We start from the raw sequence: 19,962 nt of genomic DNA, 5'->3' as shown, positions 1-19,962 counted from the left end.
CCGGTGAGCACTCCAGCGATCATCGCCCTCTCGAGCAAGGAACCGCGCTGACATGACCGATCGATCCACCGGATTCTCCCAGGCGGAACGCGACGCGATGAAGCAGCGGGCCGCGGAGCTGCGCGAGGAGTCTTCGCGGGGCCGCGGCAACAAGGCGGCTGCCCAGGAGGCGGACGTGCTCGCCACGATCGAGGGGATGTCCGAGCCCGACCGCGCGCTGGCCGGACGCATCCACGCGATCGTCACCGAGGCCGCCCCTGAACTGCGGCCCAAGCTCTGGTATGGCCAGCCCGCGTACGCCCGCGGCGGCAAGGTCGTGTGCTTCTTCCGCAGCGGCGCGGACGACGGGGAGCGCTTCTCGACGTTCGGATTCACGGCCGAGGCGGCGCTGGACCAGGAGGGATTCTGGCCCACGTCCTATGCCGTCACGGACCTGACGGCCGATGCGGTCGATCGCATCCGCGCTCTCGTCACCCAGGCGGTCGGCTGAGCGGTCGGCCGCCTAGGCCTCGGCGCCCACGCGCAGCGGTCCGACCTTCGCGAGGTAGCACCGCCCGCACAGCGACTCGTAGTCGGCGTGCTGACCGTCGATGGCGACCTGCGCGCCGTGGCTCACGAACTCGCCGCCCACGATCCTGGCATTGAAGATCGCCTTCGAGCCGCATCGACAGATGGTCTTGAGCTCCTCGATCGAGTGGGCGATCTCCAGCAGGCGCAGCGAACCGGGGAAGGACCGGGTGGTGAAGTCTCCGCGCAGGCCGTAGCACAGCACCGGCACTCCCCCGGTGACGGCGATGGTGAACGCCTCGTCCACCTGCGACGGCGTCAGGAACTGGGCCTCGTCGATGAAGATGGCGTCGATGTCGGTCAGCGGCGCGTGCGCCGCGACCGCGGCCTCGAGGGATTCGCCATCCTGCAGCAGCACGTCCACGGGGCGCTCGACGCCGATTCGCGACGACACCGCGCGGCCGGCCTTCGTGTCCACGCCGGGCTTGACGATGACCGGGCGCTGGTCGCGCTCCTCGTAGTTGTATGCGGCGGTGAGCAGCAGCGCGGACTTGGACGAGTTCATCGCCCCGTATCGGAAGTACAGCTTCGCCACGTGAAACCTCGTCGTCGTTCGGTCGTGGACCGGCACGGCGGCCGGGTCATCCGTCTAGGCAGAACGCTACCGGGCGCCGGCCCGCAGGCCGCCGCGCCTCACGCGGGTGTGCGCAGAATCGACGTCATCTTCTTGCCGCGCGCCACTTCATCCACCAGCTTGTCCATCCACCGGATCTGCTTCATGAGCGGGTCCTCGATGTGCTCGACTCGCACGCCGCAGATCACGCCGGTGATGAGCTCGGCCGAGGGGTTCATGGCGGGAGCCTCGGCGAAGAACGTGCGCATGTCGGCACCCGATTCGATCACCCGTTCGAGCCCCGCGCTGTCATAGCCCGTGAGCCAGGTGATCACCTGGTCCAGCTCGTCCTTGGTGTGCCCCTTGCGCTCCACCTTCGTCACGTAATGCGGATAGATGCTCGCGAAGCTCATCCCGTAGATGCGGTGCTCGGACATGCCGGCCTCCCTCCCTCACCTCGAGGATATCCCGGCCCGTCCGCCGCCGCGCCTAGCGGCGCGAGCGCCCGCTCAGCACCGCATGCAGCAGCGGAACGGCCGATGCGATCATCAGGGCGGTGCTCAGTCCGGGCTCCTCGGGCCTCACCACGGCGCCGCCCACCAGCAGACCGGCGAAGACCAGGGCGGACACGCCGCGGCGGGCCGTCTGTTCGAGACGCGTCACGGCCGATTCGAGCTTGGGGGCGGTGAGCGGCAGGTTGCCGTCCTCTGCCCTGGTCAGCACCCCGTCGATCCGCTTGGGCAGCCGCCATGCGAGCGCCAGCATCTCCATCCCCTCGCGGGCGAAGTCGCCCGCGAAGTTGGTGCCCTCGGCGCGCAGCAGAGTCTGCGCATAGGGCTCGACGGAGTCCCACAGGTTGTACTGGGGGTGGAGAGCGCTGCACACCCCTGACGTGAGAGACACGGCACGCATCACCAGCAGGAAGTCCTCGGGAAGCTGGAACGGCAGGGTGAGGATGACGTCGCTGAACTCGAGTGCGAAGTCCCGGAACTGCTTGGGATCGAGCTCGCGAAGCTCTGCGAAGCCCATGCCCCCGAACCTCTCGAAGACGTGACTCATGACGCGCTCGAGCTCGACGGTGTCGGCGTTCGGAAGCAGCACGCCCGCCTCGCTCATGGCGGCCACCATGCCCTTGCCGTCCCTCGATGCCGCCGCAATGATCAGCGCCCGCAGTGAGCCGCGCAGGTTCGGCGGGACGTGACCCATCATCCCGAAGTCCACGAAGGTGAGGCGCCAGTCCGGCCCGTCCCCCGCATCGGCCTTCGGGGCGATGAAGAGATTGCCCGGGTGCGGGTCGGCGTGGAAGAAGCTGTGGAGGAACAGCTGGTCGAACATCACCTCGGCGAAGACCGGCGCGACCTCCGCGGGATCGACGCCGGCCGCGCGCAGCGCCGCGTGATCCGTGATCTTGATGGCCGTGACGTCCTCGAGGGTCAGCACGCGCCTGGAGGTGCGCTCCCACACGACGTCGGGCACGCGGATGCGGGGGTCCTCCGCGAAGTTCTCGGCGAAGGTCTCTGCGCTCTGGCCCTCGTGGAGATAGTCGATCTCCTCGAGGCTGACCTCACCGAACTCCTCGACCAGCGCGGGCATGTCGACCCGCGTGTTGACCAGGCGAACGCGGCTCAACCAGCCGCCCACCTTGCGCAGGGCGGCGAGGTCCACCGCGACGATCGCGCCGATGCCGGGTCGCTGGACCTTGATGACCACGTCCGCGAAGCCGGCATCGGTGGCGTCGCGTTCCATGAGCCGCGCGCGGTGGGCCTGACCGAGCGAGGCGGAGGCCAGCGGGGCCTCCTCGACGTGCTCGAACACCCTCTCGAGCGGCACCCCGAGCTCCTCCTCGGCGAGCGCGCGGATGGCGGAGAACGGCACCGGCGGCACCTCGTCCTGCAGGTCCTCGAGCTCCTTGGTGATCTCGGGAGGCAGCACGTCCAACCGCGAGGACATGAACTGGCCGAGCTTGATCATCAGCCCGCCGAGCTCGACCGCGAGCACCCTGAAGCGCCGCGCGAAGCGCTGCATGCGCTTGGTGCGCGTGCGCTCGGCGACGCGAGACAGACCGATGAGTGGCAGGAGGATCTCGTACCACCACGTGACCATCAGGTTCCACGCGGCGAAGCGCAGGATCCGGCGGTAGCGCGCGCGGTCGAGTACGTCGTCGGGCATCAGCTCTCCTTGATCCCGACGGGCCGACGGCAACCCCGTCAGTCCTGCGCGAGGATCGAGTAGATCCTACGCCGAGCGTCCTGGAGCGCCTCCACGGCCTGGTCCTGCTGCGAGTGAGACCCGGTGCGGGCCACCTGTGAGACGGCCTGAGCGAGGTCCAGTCCAGCCTTGGAGACCTTGCCGAACCTGCTGTCCTCGCAGTCGGACTGCTCCTCCCACGGGGCCGATGCGGCGGCCGCGGCGGCCTCTTCCTGGCCGGCCTCGGTCAGCGAGTAGGTCTTGCGGTCCTGGGTGGTCTCGGCACGCACCACTCCCTCGTCGGCGAGAAGCTGGAGCGTGGGGTACACGGAGCCGGCGCTGGGCTTCCACCGCCCTCCGGTGCGTTCGGAGATCTCACGGATGATCTGGTAGCCGTGCATGGGCTGTTCGGTGAGGAGCGCGAGCACCGCGGCTCGCACGTCCCCGCGACCCATGCGGGTGCCCACCTTTCGTTCGACGGACGAGCGCATCTGCTCCATCGCGTCCCACATGGCGTCCGCCGCCTGTCCTGGGTTGAAGTTGGAGCGACTGTGTCGGTTGGTGCCGGTCATGCTGACCTCCTGTGTCGTTGACGCGCTAGCGATAGCGAGCGATATATCGCTATCTTCACACGAACGCCCGTGCGTGGCAAGCGCGTCCACACCGCATCCGTCACACCGCCGCGCCCTCCGCACGGTCCTCGCGCACTCTCCGCACCAGGGCATCGAGCTCCTGCGTGGTGCTCACCGGCGACTCGGCGGCCACGGGCCGGAACTCGCGCAGGTCCGCAGGCAGCGAGGCGAGCGAACGCGCGCAGCGAGCCCGCGCATCGGCGAGCGAGCCCTCGGCCTCGAGACGCCGGCCGTCGGCCATGACCCGCACCAGCAACGGCCTCCCGGGATGCCCCGCCTCGTGCTCGAGGCCCACGGCGTCGCCGACGAGAGTGCCGGCCCGCTCCTCGCGCCATACCTGCTTGCGTCCCGGCAGCGTCGCCTTGTCCGCCGACATCTTCACCACTGGTCGCGAGTCGTACTCGACCAGTTTGTACACCGCCCCCAACGACGGCGCGTCCGCGCTGACCCCCATCTGGGTTCCGACGCCGAACGAGTCGATCGGCGCACCCTGCGCGATCAGCTGAGCGATGCGGTGCTCGTCGAGATCGCCGCTCGCGATGATCTGGGCGTCCGCCAGCCCCCCGTCATCGAGGATCGTGCGCACGCGCATGGAGAGGTCGCCGAGATCGCCGGAGTCGAGCCGCACCCCCTTGATCGTGACGCCCTCGTCCGCAAGGTCGCGCGCCACCTCGACGGCCCGGCGCGCGCCCTCGATCGTGTCGTAGGTATCGATCAGCAGCACCGCCGAGGAGGGGAAGTCGCGTGCGAACGTTCGGAAGGCCTCACGCTCGTCGTCGAAAGCCATCACATAGGAATGCGCCATCGTGCCGCTGAGGGGGATGTCGTAGGTCTTTCCCGCCAGGACGTTGCTGGTCCCCGCCGCGCCGGCGAGATACGCCGCACGGGCGCCCCGCACCGCGGCGCTCGGCCCGTGAGCCCTGCGCGCCGCGAAGTCCACGAACGCGCGGCGCCCGCTCGCCAAGGCCACCCGGGCGGCCTTCGACGCGATCGCGGTCTGGTGCGCCACCGTCGTGAGCAGCGCCGTCTCGACCACCTGGGCCTCGATCAGCGGCGCCGATATCCGCAGCAGCGGTTCTCCCGGGAAGCACACCTCACCTTCCGGAATCGCCCACACTTCGCCTGTGAACGAGAACCCCTCCAGGTACTCGAGGAACGGCTCGTCGAAGGTGCCGAGCGACCGCAGGTAGGCACGATCGCTCTCGGTGAAGCGCACCTGTTCGAGGTAGGCGAGCACATCGGCGAGCCCGGCAGCCACGAGGAACCGGCGCTCGGGAGGCAGACTGCGCACGAACAGGTCGAAGGTCGCAGTCTCGGTCATCGATTGCGACAGATAGCTCGCGGCCATCGTCAACTCGTATTGATCCGTGAGCAGAGCGCTGGCGGCGGCGCCCTGCAGCGGGGTGTCACTCAACGCGGCCCCCGGCCTCGGCGATCTCCGCGAGAGCGCGCTCCCCGCCCTGCGCGTCAACGGCGGCGACCGCTCCCGACACGACGGTGGTGTCGTAGCCCAGCTTGACGGCATCCAGAGCCGTCGCGCGGACGCAGTAGTCGGTGGCCAGCCCCACCACCGCGACGCTCGTCACGCCCAGGCCCTTGAGGTGGCCGTCCAGGTCGGTCACCGACTCTTCGCCCGTGCCCGCGTCGCGTTCGCTGAAGCCCGAGTAGCCGTCCTCGCTGCCGGTGCCCTTGCGCACCTCGAACGCGCCGTCGACCAGCCGCAGCTCCGGATGGTACGCGGCGCCTGGAGTGTGCTGCACGCAGTGCACCGGCCACTCCCCGCCGTCCTTCGCGAAGTGCGGCGTCGATTCGGGGTGCCAGTCGCGGGTGTACACCACGGGGCGCCGGCCTCGACGGCGCTCGCGATCTCACGGTTCGCGGCGGCCACCACATCGACGCCTCCCGACACCGAGAGCGACCCCTCTGGAGATGCGAAGTCGTGCTGGATGTCGACCACGATGAGTGCAGTCGTCGGATCGTACTCAGTCATGCTGCCCACCTCCCGATCACGCGGCTGTTCTCTGTGTGTCACCACCATAGGCCGGTCGATCAGAGTCCACGGGCCGCATCCCTCCGCGCCCATCGTGCGGAACCCCGCTGTGGCACCATGAACGAGACGACTCGACGACGAGTCCCGAGGAGTGACCGTGACACAGTTCATCCGGCTCGACACCGACGACGGCGTCGCGCATCTCACCTTCGACCGGCCGTCGCGCCTGAACGCCTTCGACTTCGAGATGGGCAAGCAGTACCGCGACGCGTGCGTGACGGCGGTGTCCTCCCCTGAGACGCGCGCGATCCTCGTCACCGCGGAGGGCCCGGCATTCTGCGCGGGGGGCGACGTGCTCGCGATGGCGGGAGCCGGGGTCGCGGGCTCCGAGGTCACCGCCGGCGCCCGCGTGATCCACGAGGGGCTGGCTGCGCTCACGGGCTCCGCGATCCCCGTGGTGGTCGCGGCGCGAGGGGCGGTCGCCGGCGGCGGGATCGGGCTCATGCTCGCCGGGGACCACGTGGTCGCCGGCGAGGACCTGCGGGTCGCCGGCAGGTATGCCGACATCGGCCTCACCCCAGACCTGGGAGTGAGCACCCTGCTGGCGAGAGCGGTAGGCGAGCGCCGCGCGCTCACGCTGCTGCTCACACCGCGCGAGCTCGACGCCGACGAGGCGCTCTCATGGGGCGCGGTCGCCGAGGTGGCGGCGGACCCCGACGCCCGCGCCCTGGAGATCGCGCGGCAGTGGGCCGGCGCCGCCGCGGGTGCGCTGGGCCAAGCCAAGCGACTCGTACGAGCCTCTGCCCATCGCCCATTCGCCGACAGCCTGGACGATGAGGCCGGCAGCATCGGCCAGGCCTTCGATGGCGAGGAGGCGCGCCGACGCATCGCCGCCTTCGCCGCCGCCAGCGCTGCGCGAGGCGGCGCGCGATGACCGCGCGCAGCCTCGAGGGCATGACGGTCCTGATGTCCGGCGGCAGCCGCGGCATCGGCCTGGCGATCGCGCTTCGCGCGGCTCGCGACGGCGCCAACGTCGCGATGCTCGCCAAGACCGACAGCCCTCACCCCAAGCTGGAGGGAACGGTGCACACAGCGGCCGACGCCGTCCGCGCGGCGGGCGGACGAGCGCTGGCGGTCGTGGGCGACGTGCGCAGCGACGAGGACATCGCACGCGCGGTCGACGAGACCGTCCGGTCGTTCGGCGGCATCGACGTGGTGGTCAACAACGCGAGCGTCATCGACCTGTCCCGGTCCACGACGCTGCCCGCGAAGAGCTACGACCTCATGCAGGACGTCAACGTGCGTGGCACCCTCATGCTGTCGCGCGCCGCGGTCCCGCACCTCCTCGACTCCGTGAACCCGCACATCCTGTCGCTGTCTCCCCCGCTGAACCCGAGCCCGCGATGGCTGGGCGCCCACACGGGCTACACCCTCTCGAAGTACGGCATGACGATGGCGACGCTTGGGCTCGCGGCCGAGTTCGCCAAGCGTGGAGTGGCCGCCAACACCCTGTGGCCGCGCACCACGATCGCGACGGCGGCCGTGCAGAACCTGCTGGGCGGTGACAAGCTCATGCGCCGCAGCCGCACTCCTGAGATCTACGCCGACGCCGCATACGAGGTGATCACGTCACCGGCAGGCGAACTGTCCGGTCAGAGCCTGATCGTCGAGGACGTTCTCGAGGCGGCTGGCGTGACCGACTTCTCGGGCTACGCGGCGGTGCCGGGCACACCAGACGAGGACCTCTATCCCGACGTCTTCCTCGGCTGAGCCACCGGGCTGTGCTCCGACGCGCACGTCATCACCGGTCTCCCACCGCCTGCCAGACGCGCGCGCTGTCGAGTTCCGCTGACCGCGAGTGGGTGCGCTGCCAATTCAACCCACCGCGCGCGAAGGTGGCGAGGACGTCCGACGGAACCCGCGCATCGGCGATCGGTGATGTCAGCCACGCGCATGGCCTGACGTGCAGGAGGTCCACGCGAGCCGCGCCCTCACTCGAGTCGTAGCGCCAGTCACCCGCGAGACGGCCCATCCAGTACAGCCCATCGGCATCGCGAGTCCACACGAATGCCCCGTCGGGCGCATCTGCGAATCGGCGAATGCGCCTCGCCAGCCGGTCGTCGTGCTGAGAGACGGCCTTCTCGAGGGCGTCCTCGAGGTTCTCGGGAGGAGGGTCGAGGGCGCCGCCGAAGCCACACACGCGTGCGCTCAGCGCCCGTTCCACCCCAGCGCCCTCGGGCACGTCGACCCGGCGCGAGCGCATCGGAGCGCGATACACCGGGGCGGAGGCCGGCTCTTCTGGCATGCCGGTGACAACGCCCCGGCGCGGTCCCGCCTTCCCGGAGCGGGCGGCGCCGTCCCCCTTCGCCGGGGCGGCGGGGCTGCGCGCGTGCGGCAATCCGCCGGATGCGGAGAAATATCGAGCACCCACGCCGCGTTTCACCGTCATCGTCAGTGGGATCTCATCGTCCCGTGGCCTACGCATCGGAGAACGCCATGTCCACCACCGCCGTGTCCCGCACGAGCGCCGCCGAGGCCGTCAGCCTGCCGTTGGCCGAGCGCGGTCCCGTGAGCGACGCGGTGCTGCTCCACCTGGCGGGGTCAGACGCGTTCGACGACCACACGGATCTCGCGAGCAAGGCTGTCGAGGCAACCGCCGACGTCTTCCGTGACGATGACATCGCGCTCGCGCTCTTCGCCCTCTACGCCTCGTCGTATGGGTCGATCGAGCAGTTCTCCGCGGACCTGGAGTGGGACCCCCAGCTGCTCGCGACGCGGCGCGTCCTGGAAGCCGCCCTCGAATCGGCCCTGCGATCCGCGGTGACGGTTCCGGAACTCCCCGAGCCCACGCAGGATGCCGTCGCGAGGGCGCTCTTCGCCCTGACCGCACCCTCGCCTGGCCCGAGCCTGTCTCGCCATCTGGCCAAGCGGGCCACCGAGGAGCAGGCAAGGGAGTTCCTGGTGCAGCGATCGATCTATACCTTGCGCGAGGCAGACCCGCACTCATGGGCGATCCCGCGCCTGCACGGTCGCGCTCAGGCCGCTCTCGTCGAGATTCAGGCGGACGAGTACGGGGGCGGGCGGCCCGATCGCATGCACGCCGCCATGTTCGCCGGGACCATGCGCGCGATGGGGCTCGACGACTCCTACGGCGCCTACCTGGACCAGGTGCCCGCGCTGACGCTGACCTCCCACAACACGATGTCGATGTTCGGCATCAACAGGCGCCTGGTCGGGGCGATCGTCGGGCACTTGGCGGCCTTCGAGATGTCGTCGTCGATCCCCAGCCGACACTACGCCGACGGCTTTCGCCGACTCGGCCACGGGGACGAGGTCGCCGGGTACTTCGACGAGCACGTCGAGGCCGACGCGGTGCACGAGCAGATCGCGGGTCGAGACCTTGCCGGAGCCCTCGCCGAGGACAGACCGGAGCTGCTGGCGGACATCATGTTCGGTGCCGCCGCGTGCCTGGCCGTCGACGGCTGGCTCGAGCAGCACATGATGGACGCGTGGGGGCGCGGGGAGTCCTCGCTGTGCACGGGTGCGCGCCGATGAAGGACGACCGCCCCTCGATCACCGCCTATCCGGACGGCCCGCTCCTGGTGCGGGGTGCCGTGGACCTCAGGAACGCCGACGGGGAAGAGATCGTGGTCCGTCGCCAGACCGTGGCGCTGTGCCGGTGCGGACTGTCCGCGATCAAGCCGTTCTGCGACGGCACGCACAAGCTCTCCCACTTCCGCACTGATGAGTGACGCGCGCTCGGCCGCTGCTCGGGGCACCGGCCGTCGCTGCGCCGCACGGAGAAGCTGACGGCACGATGCGGGTCTCCCTTCTTGATCGCTCGCGCACGCGCGTGGGCGAGAGCGACGCGCGAGCGGTGACCACGACGGTAGAGCGCGCGGTGCGCGCCGATTCGCTGGGCCTCCACCGCTTCTGGACCGCCGAGCATCATGCCGTGCCGGGCATCGCCAGCGCGGCGCCCACGGTGCTCGCCTCCACGATCGCCGCCCGCACGGAGCGCATCCGCGTGGGCACGGGCGGAGTCATGGTGCCCCACCACAGCCCACTGGTGATCGCCGAGCAGGCGCTGCTGTTGGAGGCGCTCTACCCCGGCCGCATCGACCTCGGGCTCGGAGGCTCGCTGGGATTCACCGCGCCGGTGCGGCGCGCGCTCCGCCGCACGGAGCTCGCGCCCGGCGAGTACGCCGCGGATCTGGACGAGGTGCGTGCCTTTCTAGGTGGAGCGGCTGACGTCACGGCCCGGCCGCGCGTCGCGGCGCCCCCAGTGTTCGTACTCGCGGTCAAGGATGGGCTGGCACTCGCCGCCGCCCGCGGCCTCCCGGCCGTGATCGGCGGTCCAGCGCTGCACGACGCCGATGCGGTGAGCGCCTACGTCGAGAACTTCCGTCCGAGCGCGGAGCTCGCGGAGCCGTATCTGATCGCGAACGTCGACGTCTCCGTCGCCGACGATGAGGAGCACGCACGCGCACTCCTGCTGCCGGAGGCCTGGGCCTTCGCTGACACCCGGGACGTGGGCGAGTTCCGGCCGCTGCGCCCCGTGGGCGACGTGATAGCGCTGCTCGAGGCGGAACGCAGCAGCAGAAAGGTGCGCGCGGTGCGCTCGTGGGTCGACGCTGCCGCCGCAGGGACTCCCGAGCAGGTAGCGGCGGCCCTCACGGAGCTGTGCGATCGCACCGGAGCCTCGGAGATCCTCGCGAATGTCAGCACGTACGACAGATCCGACACCGAGCGGACGGACCGCTTGCTCGCGTCCCTGCACGCCGCGTCATCGACAAGCCCGTGAGGGCTGCGATCGCTCGCGGCACAGCCGTGACGAGTCAGCTCTCGAGGATCCCCCCGCCGGGCAGCACCTCGCGCAGCAGCGGCAGGAGTTCGTCGCCGTCGTCGCCACGTATCAGTGGCACGCCGTGCGCCAGTTCCCTATCCTCGCCCTCCCTCTTGAGACCCGCGCGGCGCAGCACGATGGCCGCGACGCGACCGGCGTGCTCCCTCGCGGCGTCGGCGTAGATCTCTGGGTCGTGCTCTCCATCGTCCCCGACGAGCACCCAGGTCACATGGGGAAGGTCCTCCATGAGGCGCGCGATCGACGTCTGCTTGTGCAGCTTCCCGTCGCGGAACCACCGCGTGGGGGTCACTCCCCAGTCGGTCATCAGCAGCGTCCCGGAGGGAAACCTCTGCAGCTCGAGGAAGTGCGACACCGGGCCGACGAAGTTCCAGGGGCCGTTGCTCACGTATGCGACGGCGGGATTCGGCTGGGTGCCGACGGCGGCCCGCACGAGTGCCGGCATGCCTGGCACCGACGTGCGCGAGGCCCCCGTCCCGCGCAGCGTCCGCCACGCCGCGCGAAACGGATGGGCCAGACCGGTGATCCACGCAGTGTCGTCGATGTCGCAGATCACGCCGCGGACCGGGTCCGCGCTGATCACGTGGACGCGGGCCGGAACCGGTGTGCGGCCGGGCACGTGCATCCGTGCCGTCGCCGTGCCGAGCGGAAGGGGCCGTTCCAACGCCATGTGGACATCAACGATCCCCGCCTCGTCACTCGTGGCGCTGACAGTGGTCTCGCCCAACGTGATCTCCACGTCGGTGCCGGGACGTTCCAGTGTGAACAGGTGCCTCCACGCCCGCACTCCTCGTCGCACGGCGGGATCGAACGACGGCGGGGCGGTGACCACCCGACCGAGCACCCGCGCGGAGTCGCCGCTCGAATAGCCGACGTACGGAATCACCGCCGGGCTCCAGCCCCGTCCTGCCGCTCGCCGCGACGTCCAATCGCGGATGCCCGTCTCCGCGCGGTAGGCGGCCGCGATCGCTCGGGCGTTCACGCGGCTCCTGGGCACGCTGTTCGACGACATTGGTACACGCTATGCGCCCGGTCGCGTCATCGGGGCATCGCGCCCAGAACTCGGGGGCGGAGTGCCTCCTGGAGCGGTCGGTAGAATTCGCCGGGTGTCAGCACCCTCCCCCCGCACTTCCACGCCCTCGACCATCGACCCCGAGGATCTCGCCACGACGCTGCGCGTGCTGGGCATGCTCGACGAACTCGACGAGGCTGATCCGGACTTCACGGCCGTGCGCAATGCCGCGGCGGGAATGATCAAATCGGTCAAGCAGGCCCGCCGCCGCGATCGGCGTGCAGCGATCTACTCCGCCGATTCCGCGGTCGTGGCCGCGACCGCGACGGGGGCGCCCGACCGGATCGACGACGAGACCCGCGGGCTCACGCTCTCGGCTCGCGCCGCCGCCCCGGTGGCCGGGACGTATGCGCGGCCACGGCCGTGCTACATCTGCAAGCAGAAGTACTCCACGGTCGACGCCTTCTACCACCAGCTGTGCCCGGACTGCGCTGAGACGAGCCACCGTAAGCGCCATGCGCGCACGGACCTGCACGGGCGCCGAGCGCTGCTCACCGGGGGCCGCGCCAAGATCGGCATGCACATCGCCCTGCGACTGCTGCGCGACGGTGCGGACCTCACCATCACCACCCGCTTTCCGCGCGACGCCGTGCGACGGTTCGCGGCGATGGACGATGCGGGCGACTGGCTCCATCGCCTCACCGTCGTGGGCATCGACCTGCGCGACCCTTCTCAGGTGGTGGCGCTGGCCGAGTCCACCGCCGCGGCCGGGCCGCTCGACATCCTCATCAACAATGCGGCGCAGACCGTGCGCCGCTCCCCCGGCGCGTACGCCCCGCTCGCCGAGGCCGAATCGGTCCCGCTGGACGAAGGGCTGTGGCCCGAGGGCCGCGGTCCTCGGCTGCTGACACTCGGACGCACCAGGGACGAGCACCCGTTGGGGATCGAATCGGCGGTCGCGCCGCACCCGCTGCTCGCCTCTGCGGAACTCGGCGAGAGCCCGGCCGCGACAGCGCAGCGCTTCACCGACGCCGCCTTGGCGCCCGGTTCCTCGTCGCTGACCAAGCTGGCTGACGGAAGCGCGATCGACGCGGGCGGCCTCGTGCCGGACCTGCACGAGTCCAACTCATGGATCCACGGCGTGGGCGACGTCGACCCCCGAGAGCTCATCGAGGTGCAGCTGTGCAACTCGACCGCTCCATTCATCCTCATCAACCAGCTGCGGCCGCTGCTGGCCGCTGCGGCCCAGCGCAATCCGGACGGCCGCAGCTACGTGGTCAACGTGTCGGCGATGGAGGGGGTGTTCGGGCGCGGATACAAGGGACCGGGCCCCCGCACACCAACATGGCCAAGGCCGCGCTGAACATGCTCACGCGCACCAGCGCGCGCGAGATGTTCGAGTCGGACCGGATCCTCATGACCAGCGTGGACACGGGCTGGATCACCGACGAGCGGCCCCACCCCACCAAGGTGCGGCTCGCCGAGGAGGGCTTCCACGCACCCCTCGATCTCGTCGACGGCGCCGCGCGGGTCTACGACCCGGTGGTGCGCGGCGAGCAGGGCGAGGACCTGTTCGGGGTGTTCCTGAAGGACTACGAGCCGTCACGCTGGTGACTCGCTAGTCCACGCCCCACTGGTGGAGCCTTCGAGCGTTCCGTAGATCGCCTTCGCGCGCTCCATCGCTGCGACATAGCTGCTCCGTTGCCAGGCGTTGCCCTCCACCTCGGGCGGAACGGCCAGGAGCCCGCGCAGGGCGTCCAGGTCAGCGAAATCCTTCCGTTCGAGGTACGCCTCGAGCTCGTCGAGCATGGTCCTCGCGTACCCGGCCCCATGCCGGATCAGTGCAGAGGTGGACATCACCACGTCCGCGCCCACCAGCAGGTTCTTCACCACGTCCGTGCCATCTGCGACCCCCGTGGTGGCGGCCAGCGACGCCGTGGTGTGGCGGCGCAGGGCGGCGATCCACGTGCGTGGCAGGCGACCCTCATCGGGCACGGAGAGCGCCCACGCGGTGCTGGCCTCCAGGGTCTCGACGTCCACGTCCGGCTGGAGGAACCGATTGAAGAGCACCAGCCCATCAGCGCCCGCGTCCACGAGCCGCAGCGCCACGTCGCCCACCGCACTGAAGTACGGGCTCATCTTCACCGCCACCGGGATCCCCACCGCTTCCGTGACCGCAGTGACGATCTCGAGGTGCTGTGCGATGACGCGACTTCCCGAGGTGGTGAGGTCCCCGGGGACGAAGTAGATGTTCAACTCGAGCGCGGCCGCCCCGGCGTCCTGCAGGTCGCGTCCGAAGGAGACCCACCCGCCCATGTCTGCCCCATTCAGCGAAGCGATCACGGGGATGTCGATCTCCCGCGCCGCGCGTTCCACGAGGGTGAGGTAGCTCTGGGCCAGATGGGGCGCACCGCCTGCGGGATCGGGCAGGTAGTCGAGCGCCTCGGCGAACGAGTGCGTATGAGCGTCGATGAGCCGGCTGTCGCGCGCGGCCTGCCGCCGCAGCTGCTCCTCGAACAACGAGAACATCACCACCGCGCCCACGCCGCCCTCCGCGAGAGACCTGATCCCGTCGAGGGTCTGGGACAGGGGTCCGGCCGATGCGACCAAGGGGTTGCTCAGCGTCAGGCCGAGGTACGGCGTCGTGAGGTCCATCGTCAGGTCCTCGCGTCTGCGGCGAACTCGGATGCGCTCCGTTCGGCCATACGCTCATACTCCGCCCACCGGCGGTGCACCTGCTCCTGCGCATGAGCGAGGAGCCGTTCCGCGGCTTCGGGATCGGAGTCGCGCAGCATCCGGAACCGCAGTTCCTTGTCGTGGTACGCCTTCAGGGGGATCCGAGGGCGCGAGGAGTCCAGGAGGAACGGGTTCTGATCCAGCTCCCGCAGCACGGGATTGTAGCGCATGAGCGGCCAGTGCCCCGAGGCGACCGCCGCGTACTGCTGGGCCAAGCCTGTGCGCATGTCGATCCCGTGCGCGATGCAGTGGCTGTAGGCCAGGATGAGGGACGGCCCGTCATAGGACTCCGCCTCCCGGAACGCCCGCAAGGTCTGCTGCTTGTCGGCGCCCATGGCCACGCGCGCGACGTACACGCTCCCGTACGCGATCGCCTGCATGGCGAGATCCTTCTTGTTCGTGAGCTTGCCACCCGAGGCGAACTTCGCGACCGCGCCCAGCGGGGTGGCCTTGGACGCCTGGCCGCCGGTGTTCGAGTAGACCTCCGTGTCGAGGACCAGCACGTTGATGTTCCGGCCTGACGCGAGCACGTGATCGAGGCCCGACGAGCCGATGTCGTACGCCCACCCATCCCCGCCCACGATCCACACCGAGCGACGCAAGAGGTGGTCGGCCACCGAGCGCAGGTCGGTCGCCATCGGGCCGGAGAGTCCGTCGAGCCGCTCCTTGAGGTCCTCCACACGGGCTCGCTGGCGTGACAGATCTGACTCGTAGAGCTGGGATGCGTCGCGGATCTCGTTCACGTACTCGTCCCCGAGCTCGCTCCTCAGATCGTGCAGACGCCTGCGTGCGAGATCGGTGTGGAGATCCGCAGCGAGCCGGAGCCCGAGACCGAACTCCGCGTTGTCCTCGAAAAGGGAGTTGGACCACGCCGGGCCGCGCCCGTACTTGTTGCGGGCCCACGGTGTCGTCGGCAGGTTCCCGCCATAGATGGACGAGCAACCCGTCGCATTCGCGATCATGGCGCGGCCACCGAACAGTTGAGAGAGCAACTTCAGGTACGGCGTCTCGCCACAGCCAGCGCACGCCCCCGAGAATTCGAACAGCGGCTCCAGGTACTGCACGCCGCGCACGGTGCCGAAGTCGACCCGCGAGCGGCGGTTCACCGGGATGGTCTCGAAGAAGGCGACGTTCTGCCGTTCGGCGGTGCGGTCCGCCTGGGGTTCCAGGTTGATCGCCTTGCGCCCGGCCCCGGCCTGGATGGGCTTCACGGGGCAGGCCTCTACGCACAGCCCGCATCCGGTGCAGTCCTCGGCGTAGACCTGAAGGGTGTACTGCGACCCGGGCAGCCCGACCGCGTTGAGCTCAGCGGTCTGGAAGGTCTCGGGTGCGCCGTCGAGCGCCGACGCGGGATAGTACTTGGCACGCAGGACAGCGTGCGGGCATACGAAGGCACAGTTCCCGCATTGAATGCACGCGTCCGGATCCCACACCGCGATCAGGTCGGAGATGTTCCGCTTCTCGTACTTCGTGGTGCCGGATGGATAGGTGCCGTCGACGGGCAACACGCTCACCGGGAGCGCGTCCCCCTCACCCGTGAGCATCTTCGCAGTGACGTCCCGCACGAACTCCGGAGCGGCCTCCGGGACGGGTCGGATCATGCCGACGTCACCCACGGCCGACGAGGGCACCGGCACCTGGTGCACGTTCGCGAGGGCCGCGTCGACCGCAGCCTCGTTGCGTGCCACCACTTCCGCGCCCTTGCGCGCGTACGTGGTGCGGATGGATTCCTTCACCGCCTCGATCGCCGCGTCGCGGGGCATGACCCGGCTGATGCCGAAGAAGCAGGTCTGCAGGACCGTGTTGATGCGGTTTCCCATGCCGGCGGAGCGGGCGACCTCACCGGCATCGATGGTCCACACCTCGATCCCGAGGTCGATGATGCGCCTCTGCATCGGCGCGGGGAGGTGGGCGAACAGCTCGTCCGGCGGGTGCGGACTGCTGAGCAGAAGCACGGTTCCCGGCCGGGCGCTGCGGAGCACGTCCACCCGCTCGAGGATCGACCAGTGGTGACAGGCGATGAACCCCGCCTTGCTCACAAGGTATGGCGCGCTGATGGGCATGGGCCCGAACCGCAGGTGCGACACCGTGCGCGAGCCCGACTTCTTGGAGTCGTAGACGAAGTACCCCTGAGCATACGTCCCCTCCCTGGCACCGAGGATCTTGATCGTGTCCTTGTTGGCACCGACCGTTCCGTCCGAGCCCAGCCCATAGAACACCGCGCGCACGGTCTCCGGGTCTTCTATGTCAAGGTCTGCGGGGTACGGGAGAGACAGTCCGGAGACGTCGTCCGTGATCCCTACCGTGAACCGGGGGCGCGGGACGGGCAACGAGAGCTCGTCGTAGATCCCTTGGACCATTGCGGGGGTGAATTCCTTGGACGACAGTCCGTACCGTCCGCCGATCACCAGCGGCATGCGCGCGCGCCGGCCGGTGCCCACCGCCTCACCGAGGGCAGAGGCGATGTCGAGGAAGAGCGGCTCGCCGCCCGCACCCGGCTCCTTGGTGCGGTCGAGGACCGCTAGGCGGGTGCAGCTGGTCGGGATGGCCGCCAGCACCTCGTCGACGGGGAACGGCCGGTACAGGTGGAGGTGGACCATGCCGACGCGTTCGCCTCGCCGGCGCAGGTGCTCCATGGTCTGCTCGACCGTCTGGGCGCCCGACCCCATGACGACGATGACGCGGTCGGCCTCGGGGTCGCCCGAGTACTCGGCGAGCCGATACCGCCGGCCGGTGACCGCCGCGAACTCGTCCATCGCGTCGCCCACCATCCCCGGGGTGGCCTGGTAGAACGGGTTGACCGTCTCCCTGGACTGGAAGTATGTGTCCGGGTTCTGCGCGGTGCCGCGAATGTACGGGTGTTCCGGGGAGAGGGCTCGCCGGCGGTGCCCCATCACGGCGGCCTCCGGCACGAGGCGGCGCAAGTCGTCGTCGGAAAGCGTGGAGAGCGAATTCAATTCGTGGCTGGTCCGGAACCCGTCGAAGAAGTGCACGAACGGCACCCGGGATCGCAGCGTCGCCATCTGGGCGATCGCGGCCATGTCATGGCACTCCTGCACGCTGGACGAGGCGAGGATCGCGAAACCGGTCTGCCGGACGGCCATGACGTCCTGGTGATCCCCGAAGATCGACAGGCCCTGGGCCGCCAGGGACCGCGCCGCGACGTGCAGCACAGTGGACGTCAGCTCTCCTGCAATCTTGTACATGTTGGGGATCATGAGGAGCAGGCCTTGCGAGGCGGTGAAGGTGGTGCTCAACACCCCGCCCTGCAGGGCGCCGTGGAGTGCCCCGGCCGCGCCGCCCTCAGACTGCATCTCGACCACGGTCGGCACCGTTCCGTAGATGTTGGTGCGGTGCTTCGCCGTCCACTCGTCGGCCAGCTCGGCCATCGTGGAGCTGGGGGTGATGGGATAGATCGAACACAACTCATTGAGCCGGTATGCGACGGAGGCCGCCGCCCCATTGCCGTCCAGAATCGCGTTCATGGCATCTCCTCACCGGTCCGCGATCATCTCGATGGCATGGACAGGGCATTGTTCAAAGCAGGTCGCGCACCCGGTGCACTTCTCGTAGTCGAACCGGTAGCGGCTTCCCTTGCCGAGCTTGATGATCGCGTCTTCAGGACATGCACCCAGGCAACCGTCACACTCGAAACAGTTGCCGCATGACAGGCAGCGTCCTGCCTCGATGTGCGCCTGTTCGGGCGTGAGCCCACCGACGATCTCGTCGAAGTCCGTCACCCGCGCGCTGGACTCGAGTTCAGGTTGGGTGGTCTTCATGTTGTCGCCGAAGTACCAGACGTGCAGCGTGTCGAAGGTGGCGACCGGGTGCTTGGTCGGCTCGACAGTGGGCCGGCTCGAGAGCCACCCGTCGATCTGGCGAGCGGCGCGCCGGCCGTGTCCGACCCCCACTGTGACGGTCCGTTCGGACGGCACGGCATCCCCGCCCGCGAAGATCCCGGGAACGGCCGTCATGAGCGTGCGCGGGTCCACCTCGAGGACGTCGTGGGCGAAGGACATGCCCGGGATCTTGCGCAGGAACGCGGAGTCCGACTCCTGGCCGAGCGCGAGAATCACTGTGTCAGCCTCGAGGTGCTCGTATCGCCCGGTGCCGTGGGGCACGCCCGCATCGTCGAGCTCCATGATCTCGACGGTGAGATCCGACTCGTCCATCGACGAGATGGTGCGCAGCCAGTTCATCTGCACGCCCTCCGCCATCGCCTCCTCGCGCTCGAGGGTGTGCGCGGGCATCTGCTCCGCCGTGCGGCGGTAGACGATGATCGACTCCTCCGCTCCGAGCCGGCGCGCGACGCGGGCCGCGTCCATGGCGGTGTCGCCACCGCCGTAGATGGCCACCTTGGAGCCGATCTCGGGGCGCGCTCCCGAGGCCACGTCCCGCAGAAACGAGACAGCGTCGAGAATCCGGGAGGCGTCCATCGCCGGTATGTCGACGCGGCGCGACAGATGGGCACCGATCGCCACGAAGACCGCGTCGAACCGGCCCTCCGCCTGCTCCTTCGCGAGGTCGGACACCTTGTGGTCGGTGATCATGCGGATGCCCAGGTTCGCCACCCTGGCGATCTCCGCATCGAGGACGTCGCGGGGCAGGCGGTACTCGGGAATGCCGTACCGCATCATGCCGCCGGGCTGAGGAGCGCCGTCGCGGACTTCGACTTCGTGGCCGAGCAACGCCAACTGGTAGGCCGCCGACAGCCCGGACGGGCCCGCGCCGACGATCAGCACGCGGTGTCCCGACGAACGCTCCGGTGGCGCGAACTGCCAACCCCGGTCGATCGCCAGGTCCCCGAGGTAGCGCTCGACCGCGTGAATTGACACCTCACCGTCCAGTTCCTTGCGATTGCAGGCGGTCTCGCACGGGTGGTAGCACACACGGCCGTGGATGGCGGGGAACGGGTTGTTGCGGACCAGTTCGCGCCACGCCGCCTCATCCTGGTCAGCCTTGACCAGGCGCAGCCATTCCTGGATGTTCTCCCCGGCGGGACAGGCCGCGTTGCACGGCGGGAGAAGATCGACGTAGATGGGCAGGCGAGTGCGGACCGGTCCGGCGCTGCCCACGGTGTGGGCAAGGTCGGGCAGTTCCGTCATGTCACGGCGGTTCAGATCCATGATCGTCCCTCACTGCAGCGCGGAGGCGCTTCTCTCAGCGTACGCCGGGCGTAGAGGGAGCGCCGGTTGGAGGAACGTCAGGCCACGAGCCGGAATGGTCGGGACCCTCTCAACCGCAGATGCATGTGCGGTCATGCGTGCGCCGTCGGCGCGCGTCAGCGCACGCACGCCCTCCGTCGCGCGGCCTCCTCTCGGGCGAAGGGGCGAAGGGGCGAAGGGGCGAACCCGAACCGCCCGGGCACGCACCCATGGCGTGGGCCAACGCTGCGAGCAGTCGGACGCTCACGCTGGCGCG

The 19,962-nt window shown here is 69.6% G+C and carries 17 protein-coding genes and 1 pseudogene; 7 read left to right on the top strand and 11 right to left on the bottom strand.

Annotation, left to right across the window (positions count from 1 at the left end):
* Positions 1 to 52: 52 nt before the first annotated feature.
* A complete protein-coding gene (locus tag ACNI14_RS08800; RefSeq protein WP_420519625.1) occupies positions 53 to 490 on the top strand; it encodes a DUF1801 domain-containing protein in 438 nt (145 codons plus the stop codon).
* Positions 491 to 502: 12 nt separating this feature from the next.
* On the opposite strand, the gene ACNI14_RS08795 is transcribed toward ACNI14_RS08800, so the two are convergent.
* The 6 genes from ACNI14_RS08795 to ACNI14_RS08770 all read right to left on the bottom strand — a co-directional run bounded on the left by ACNI14_RS08795 (position 503) and on the right by ACNI14_RS08770 (position 5,777).
* On the bottom strand, positions 503 to 1,102 hold the full coding sequence (locus tag ACNI14_RS08795; protein WP_420519624.1) for a thymidine kinase: 600 nt from the start codon (positions 1,100 to 1,102) through the stop codon (positions 503 to 505).
* A 98-nt stretch (positions 1,103 to 1,200) separates the two neighbouring features.
* Complete coding sequence (locus tag ACNI14_RS08790; RefSeq protein WP_420519623.1) at positions 1,201 to 1,557, bottom strand: DUF2200 domain-containing protein; 357 nt, start codon at positions 1,555 to 1,557, stop codon at positions 1,201 to 1,203.
* 52 nt (positions 1,558 to 1,609) lie between these two features.
* Positions 1,610 to 3,289, bottom strand: coding sequence for an ABC1 kinase family protein (locus tag ACNI14_RS08785; RefSeq protein WP_420519621.1), 1,680 nt, complete (start codon positions 3,287 to 3,289; stop codon positions 1,610 to 1,612).
* Positions 3,290 to 3,327: 38 nt separating this feature from the next.
* Positions 3,328 to 3,879, bottom strand: a complete 552-nt coding sequence (locus ACNI14_RS08780; protein WP_420519620.1) for a PadR family transcriptional regulator — start codon at positions 3,877 to 3,879, stop codon at positions 3,328 to 3,330.
* A gap of 100 nt (positions 3,880 to 3,979) precedes the next feature.
* Positions 3,980 to 5,353 (bottom strand): nicotinate phosphoribosyltransferase, encoded by a 1,374-nt coding sequence (locus ACNI14_RS08775; RefSeq protein WP_420519619.1) that lies wholly within the window; start codon positions 5,351 to 5,353, stop codon positions 3,980 to 3,982.
* Positions 5,346 to 5,777 carry an isochorismatase family protein gene (locus ACNI14_RS08770; protein WP_420519618.1) on the bottom strand — a complete coding sequence of 144 codons (432 nt, stop codon included), beginning with the start codon at positions 5,775 to 5,777 and terminating at the stop codon, positions 5,346 to 5,348. Before ACNI14_RS08770 ends, ACNI14_RS08775 begins: the two co-directional genes overlap by 8 nt.
* A gap of 309 nt (positions 5,778 to 6,086) precedes the next feature.
* On the opposite strand from ACNI14_RS08770, the gene ACNI14_RS08765 reads away from it, so the two are divergent.
* On the top strand, positions 6,087 to 6,863 hold the full coding sequence (locus tag ACNI14_RS08765) for an enoyl-CoA hydratase/isomerase family protein (RefSeq protein ID WP_420519617.1): 777 nt from the start codon (positions 6,087 to 6,089) through the stop codon (positions 6,861 to 6,863).
* On the top strand, positions 6,860 to 7,699 hold the full coding sequence (locus ACNI14_RS08760; protein ID WP_420519616.1) for an SDR family oxidoreductase: 840 nt from the start codon (positions 6,860 to 6,862) through the stop codon (positions 7,697 to 7,699). The genes ACNI14_RS08765 and ACNI14_RS08760 overlap by 4 nt, the downstream gene beginning before the upstream one ends.
* Before the next feature lie 31 nt (positions 7,700 to 7,730).
* Here ACNI14_RS08760 and ACNI14_RS08755 read toward each other — a convergent pair whose 3' ends face one another.
* Positions 7,731 to 8,234, bottom strand: a complete 504-nt coding sequence (locus ACNI14_RS08755; protein WP_420519615.1) for a GAF domain-containing protein — start codon at positions 8,232 to 8,234, stop codon at positions 7,731 to 7,733.
* 191 nt (positions 8,235 to 8,425) lie between these two features.
* Here ACNI14_RS08755 and ACNI14_RS08750 point away from each other — a divergent pair, with 191 nt between their 5' ends.
* The 3 genes from ACNI14_RS08750 to ACNI14_RS08740 all read left to right on the top strand — a co-directional run bounded on the left by ACNI14_RS08750 (position 8,426) and on the right by ACNI14_RS08740 (position 10,733).
* Positions 8,426 to 9,484: an iron-containing redox enzyme family protein gene (locus tag ACNI14_RS08750; RefSeq protein WP_420519614.1), complete on the top strand. Its 1,059-nt coding sequence runs from the start codon at positions 8,426 to 8,428 to the stop codon at positions 9,482 to 9,484.
* Entirely contained in the window at positions 9,481 to 9,681 is a 201-nt protein-coding gene (locus ACNI14_RS08745) for a CDGSH iron-sulfur domain-containing protein (protein WP_420519612.1), read from the top strand. Before ACNI14_RS08750 ends, ACNI14_RS08745 begins: the two co-directional genes overlap by 4 nt.
* A 65-nt stretch (positions 9,682 to 9,746) precedes the next feature.
* On the top strand, positions 9,747 to 10,733 hold the full coding sequence (locus ACNI14_RS08740; protein WP_420519611.1) for an MsnO8 family LLM class oxidoreductase: 987 nt from the start codon (positions 9,747 to 9,749) through the stop codon (positions 10,731 to 10,733).
* Positions 10,734 to 10,767: 34 nt separating this feature from the next.
* Here ACNI14_RS08740 and ACNI14_RS08735 read toward each other — a convergent pair whose 3' ends face one another.
* Positions 10,768 to 11,775 (bottom strand): App1 family protein phosphatidate phosphatase, encoded by a 1,008-nt coding sequence (locus ACNI14_RS08735; RefSeq protein ID WP_420519610.1) that lies wholly within the window; start codon positions 11,773 to 11,775, stop codon positions 10,768 to 10,770.
* A gap of 205 nt (positions 11,776 to 11,980) precedes the next feature.
* Here ACNI14_RS08735 and ACNI14_RS08730 point away from each other — a divergent pair.
* Positions 11,981 to 13,419 (top strand): annotated as a pseudogene (locus ACNI14_RS08730) (SDR family NAD(P)-dependent oxidoreductase).
* Here the strand turns inward: ACNI14_RS08730 and ACNI14_RS08725 are convergent.
* Genes ACNI14_RS08725 through ACNI14_RS08715 form a run of 3 tightly spaced genes read right to left on the bottom strand, consistent with a single transcriptional unit; the run spans position 13,408 to position 19,667 of the window.
* A complete protein-coding gene (locus ACNI14_RS08725; protein WP_420519609.1) occupies positions 13,408 to 14,460 on the bottom strand; it encodes a dihydroorotate dehydrogenase-like protein in 1,053 nt (350 codons plus the stop codon). The pseudogene ACNI14_RS08730 and the gene ACNI14_RS08725 sit on opposite strands and share 12 nt — an antisense overlap.
* Before the next feature lie 2 nt (positions 14,461 to 14,462).
* Positions 14,463 to 18,026 (bottom strand): pyruvate:ferredoxin (flavodoxin) oxidoreductase, encoded by a 3,564-nt coding sequence (gene nifJ / locus ACNI14_RS08720; protein ID WP_420519608.1) that lies wholly within the window; start codon positions 18,024 to 18,026, stop codon positions 14,463 to 14,465.
* 9 nt (positions 18,027 to 18,035) lie between these two features.
* Positions 18,036 to 19,667, bottom strand: coding sequence for an NAD(P)-binding protein (locus ACNI14_RS08715; protein WP_420519606.1), 1,632 nt, complete (start codon positions 19,665 to 19,667; stop codon positions 18,036 to 18,038).
* Positions 19,668 to 19,962: the final 295 nt, after the last annotated feature.

This window comes from Demequina pilifera, assembly GCF_048814985.1.
In the GTDB taxonomy this organism is placed as follows: Bacteria; Actinomycetota; Actinomycetes; order Actinomycetales; family Demequinaceae; genus Demequina.
Note: the sequence above shows the minus strand (reverse complement) of the source record. Positions and strands in the feature narration are given on the sequence as shown.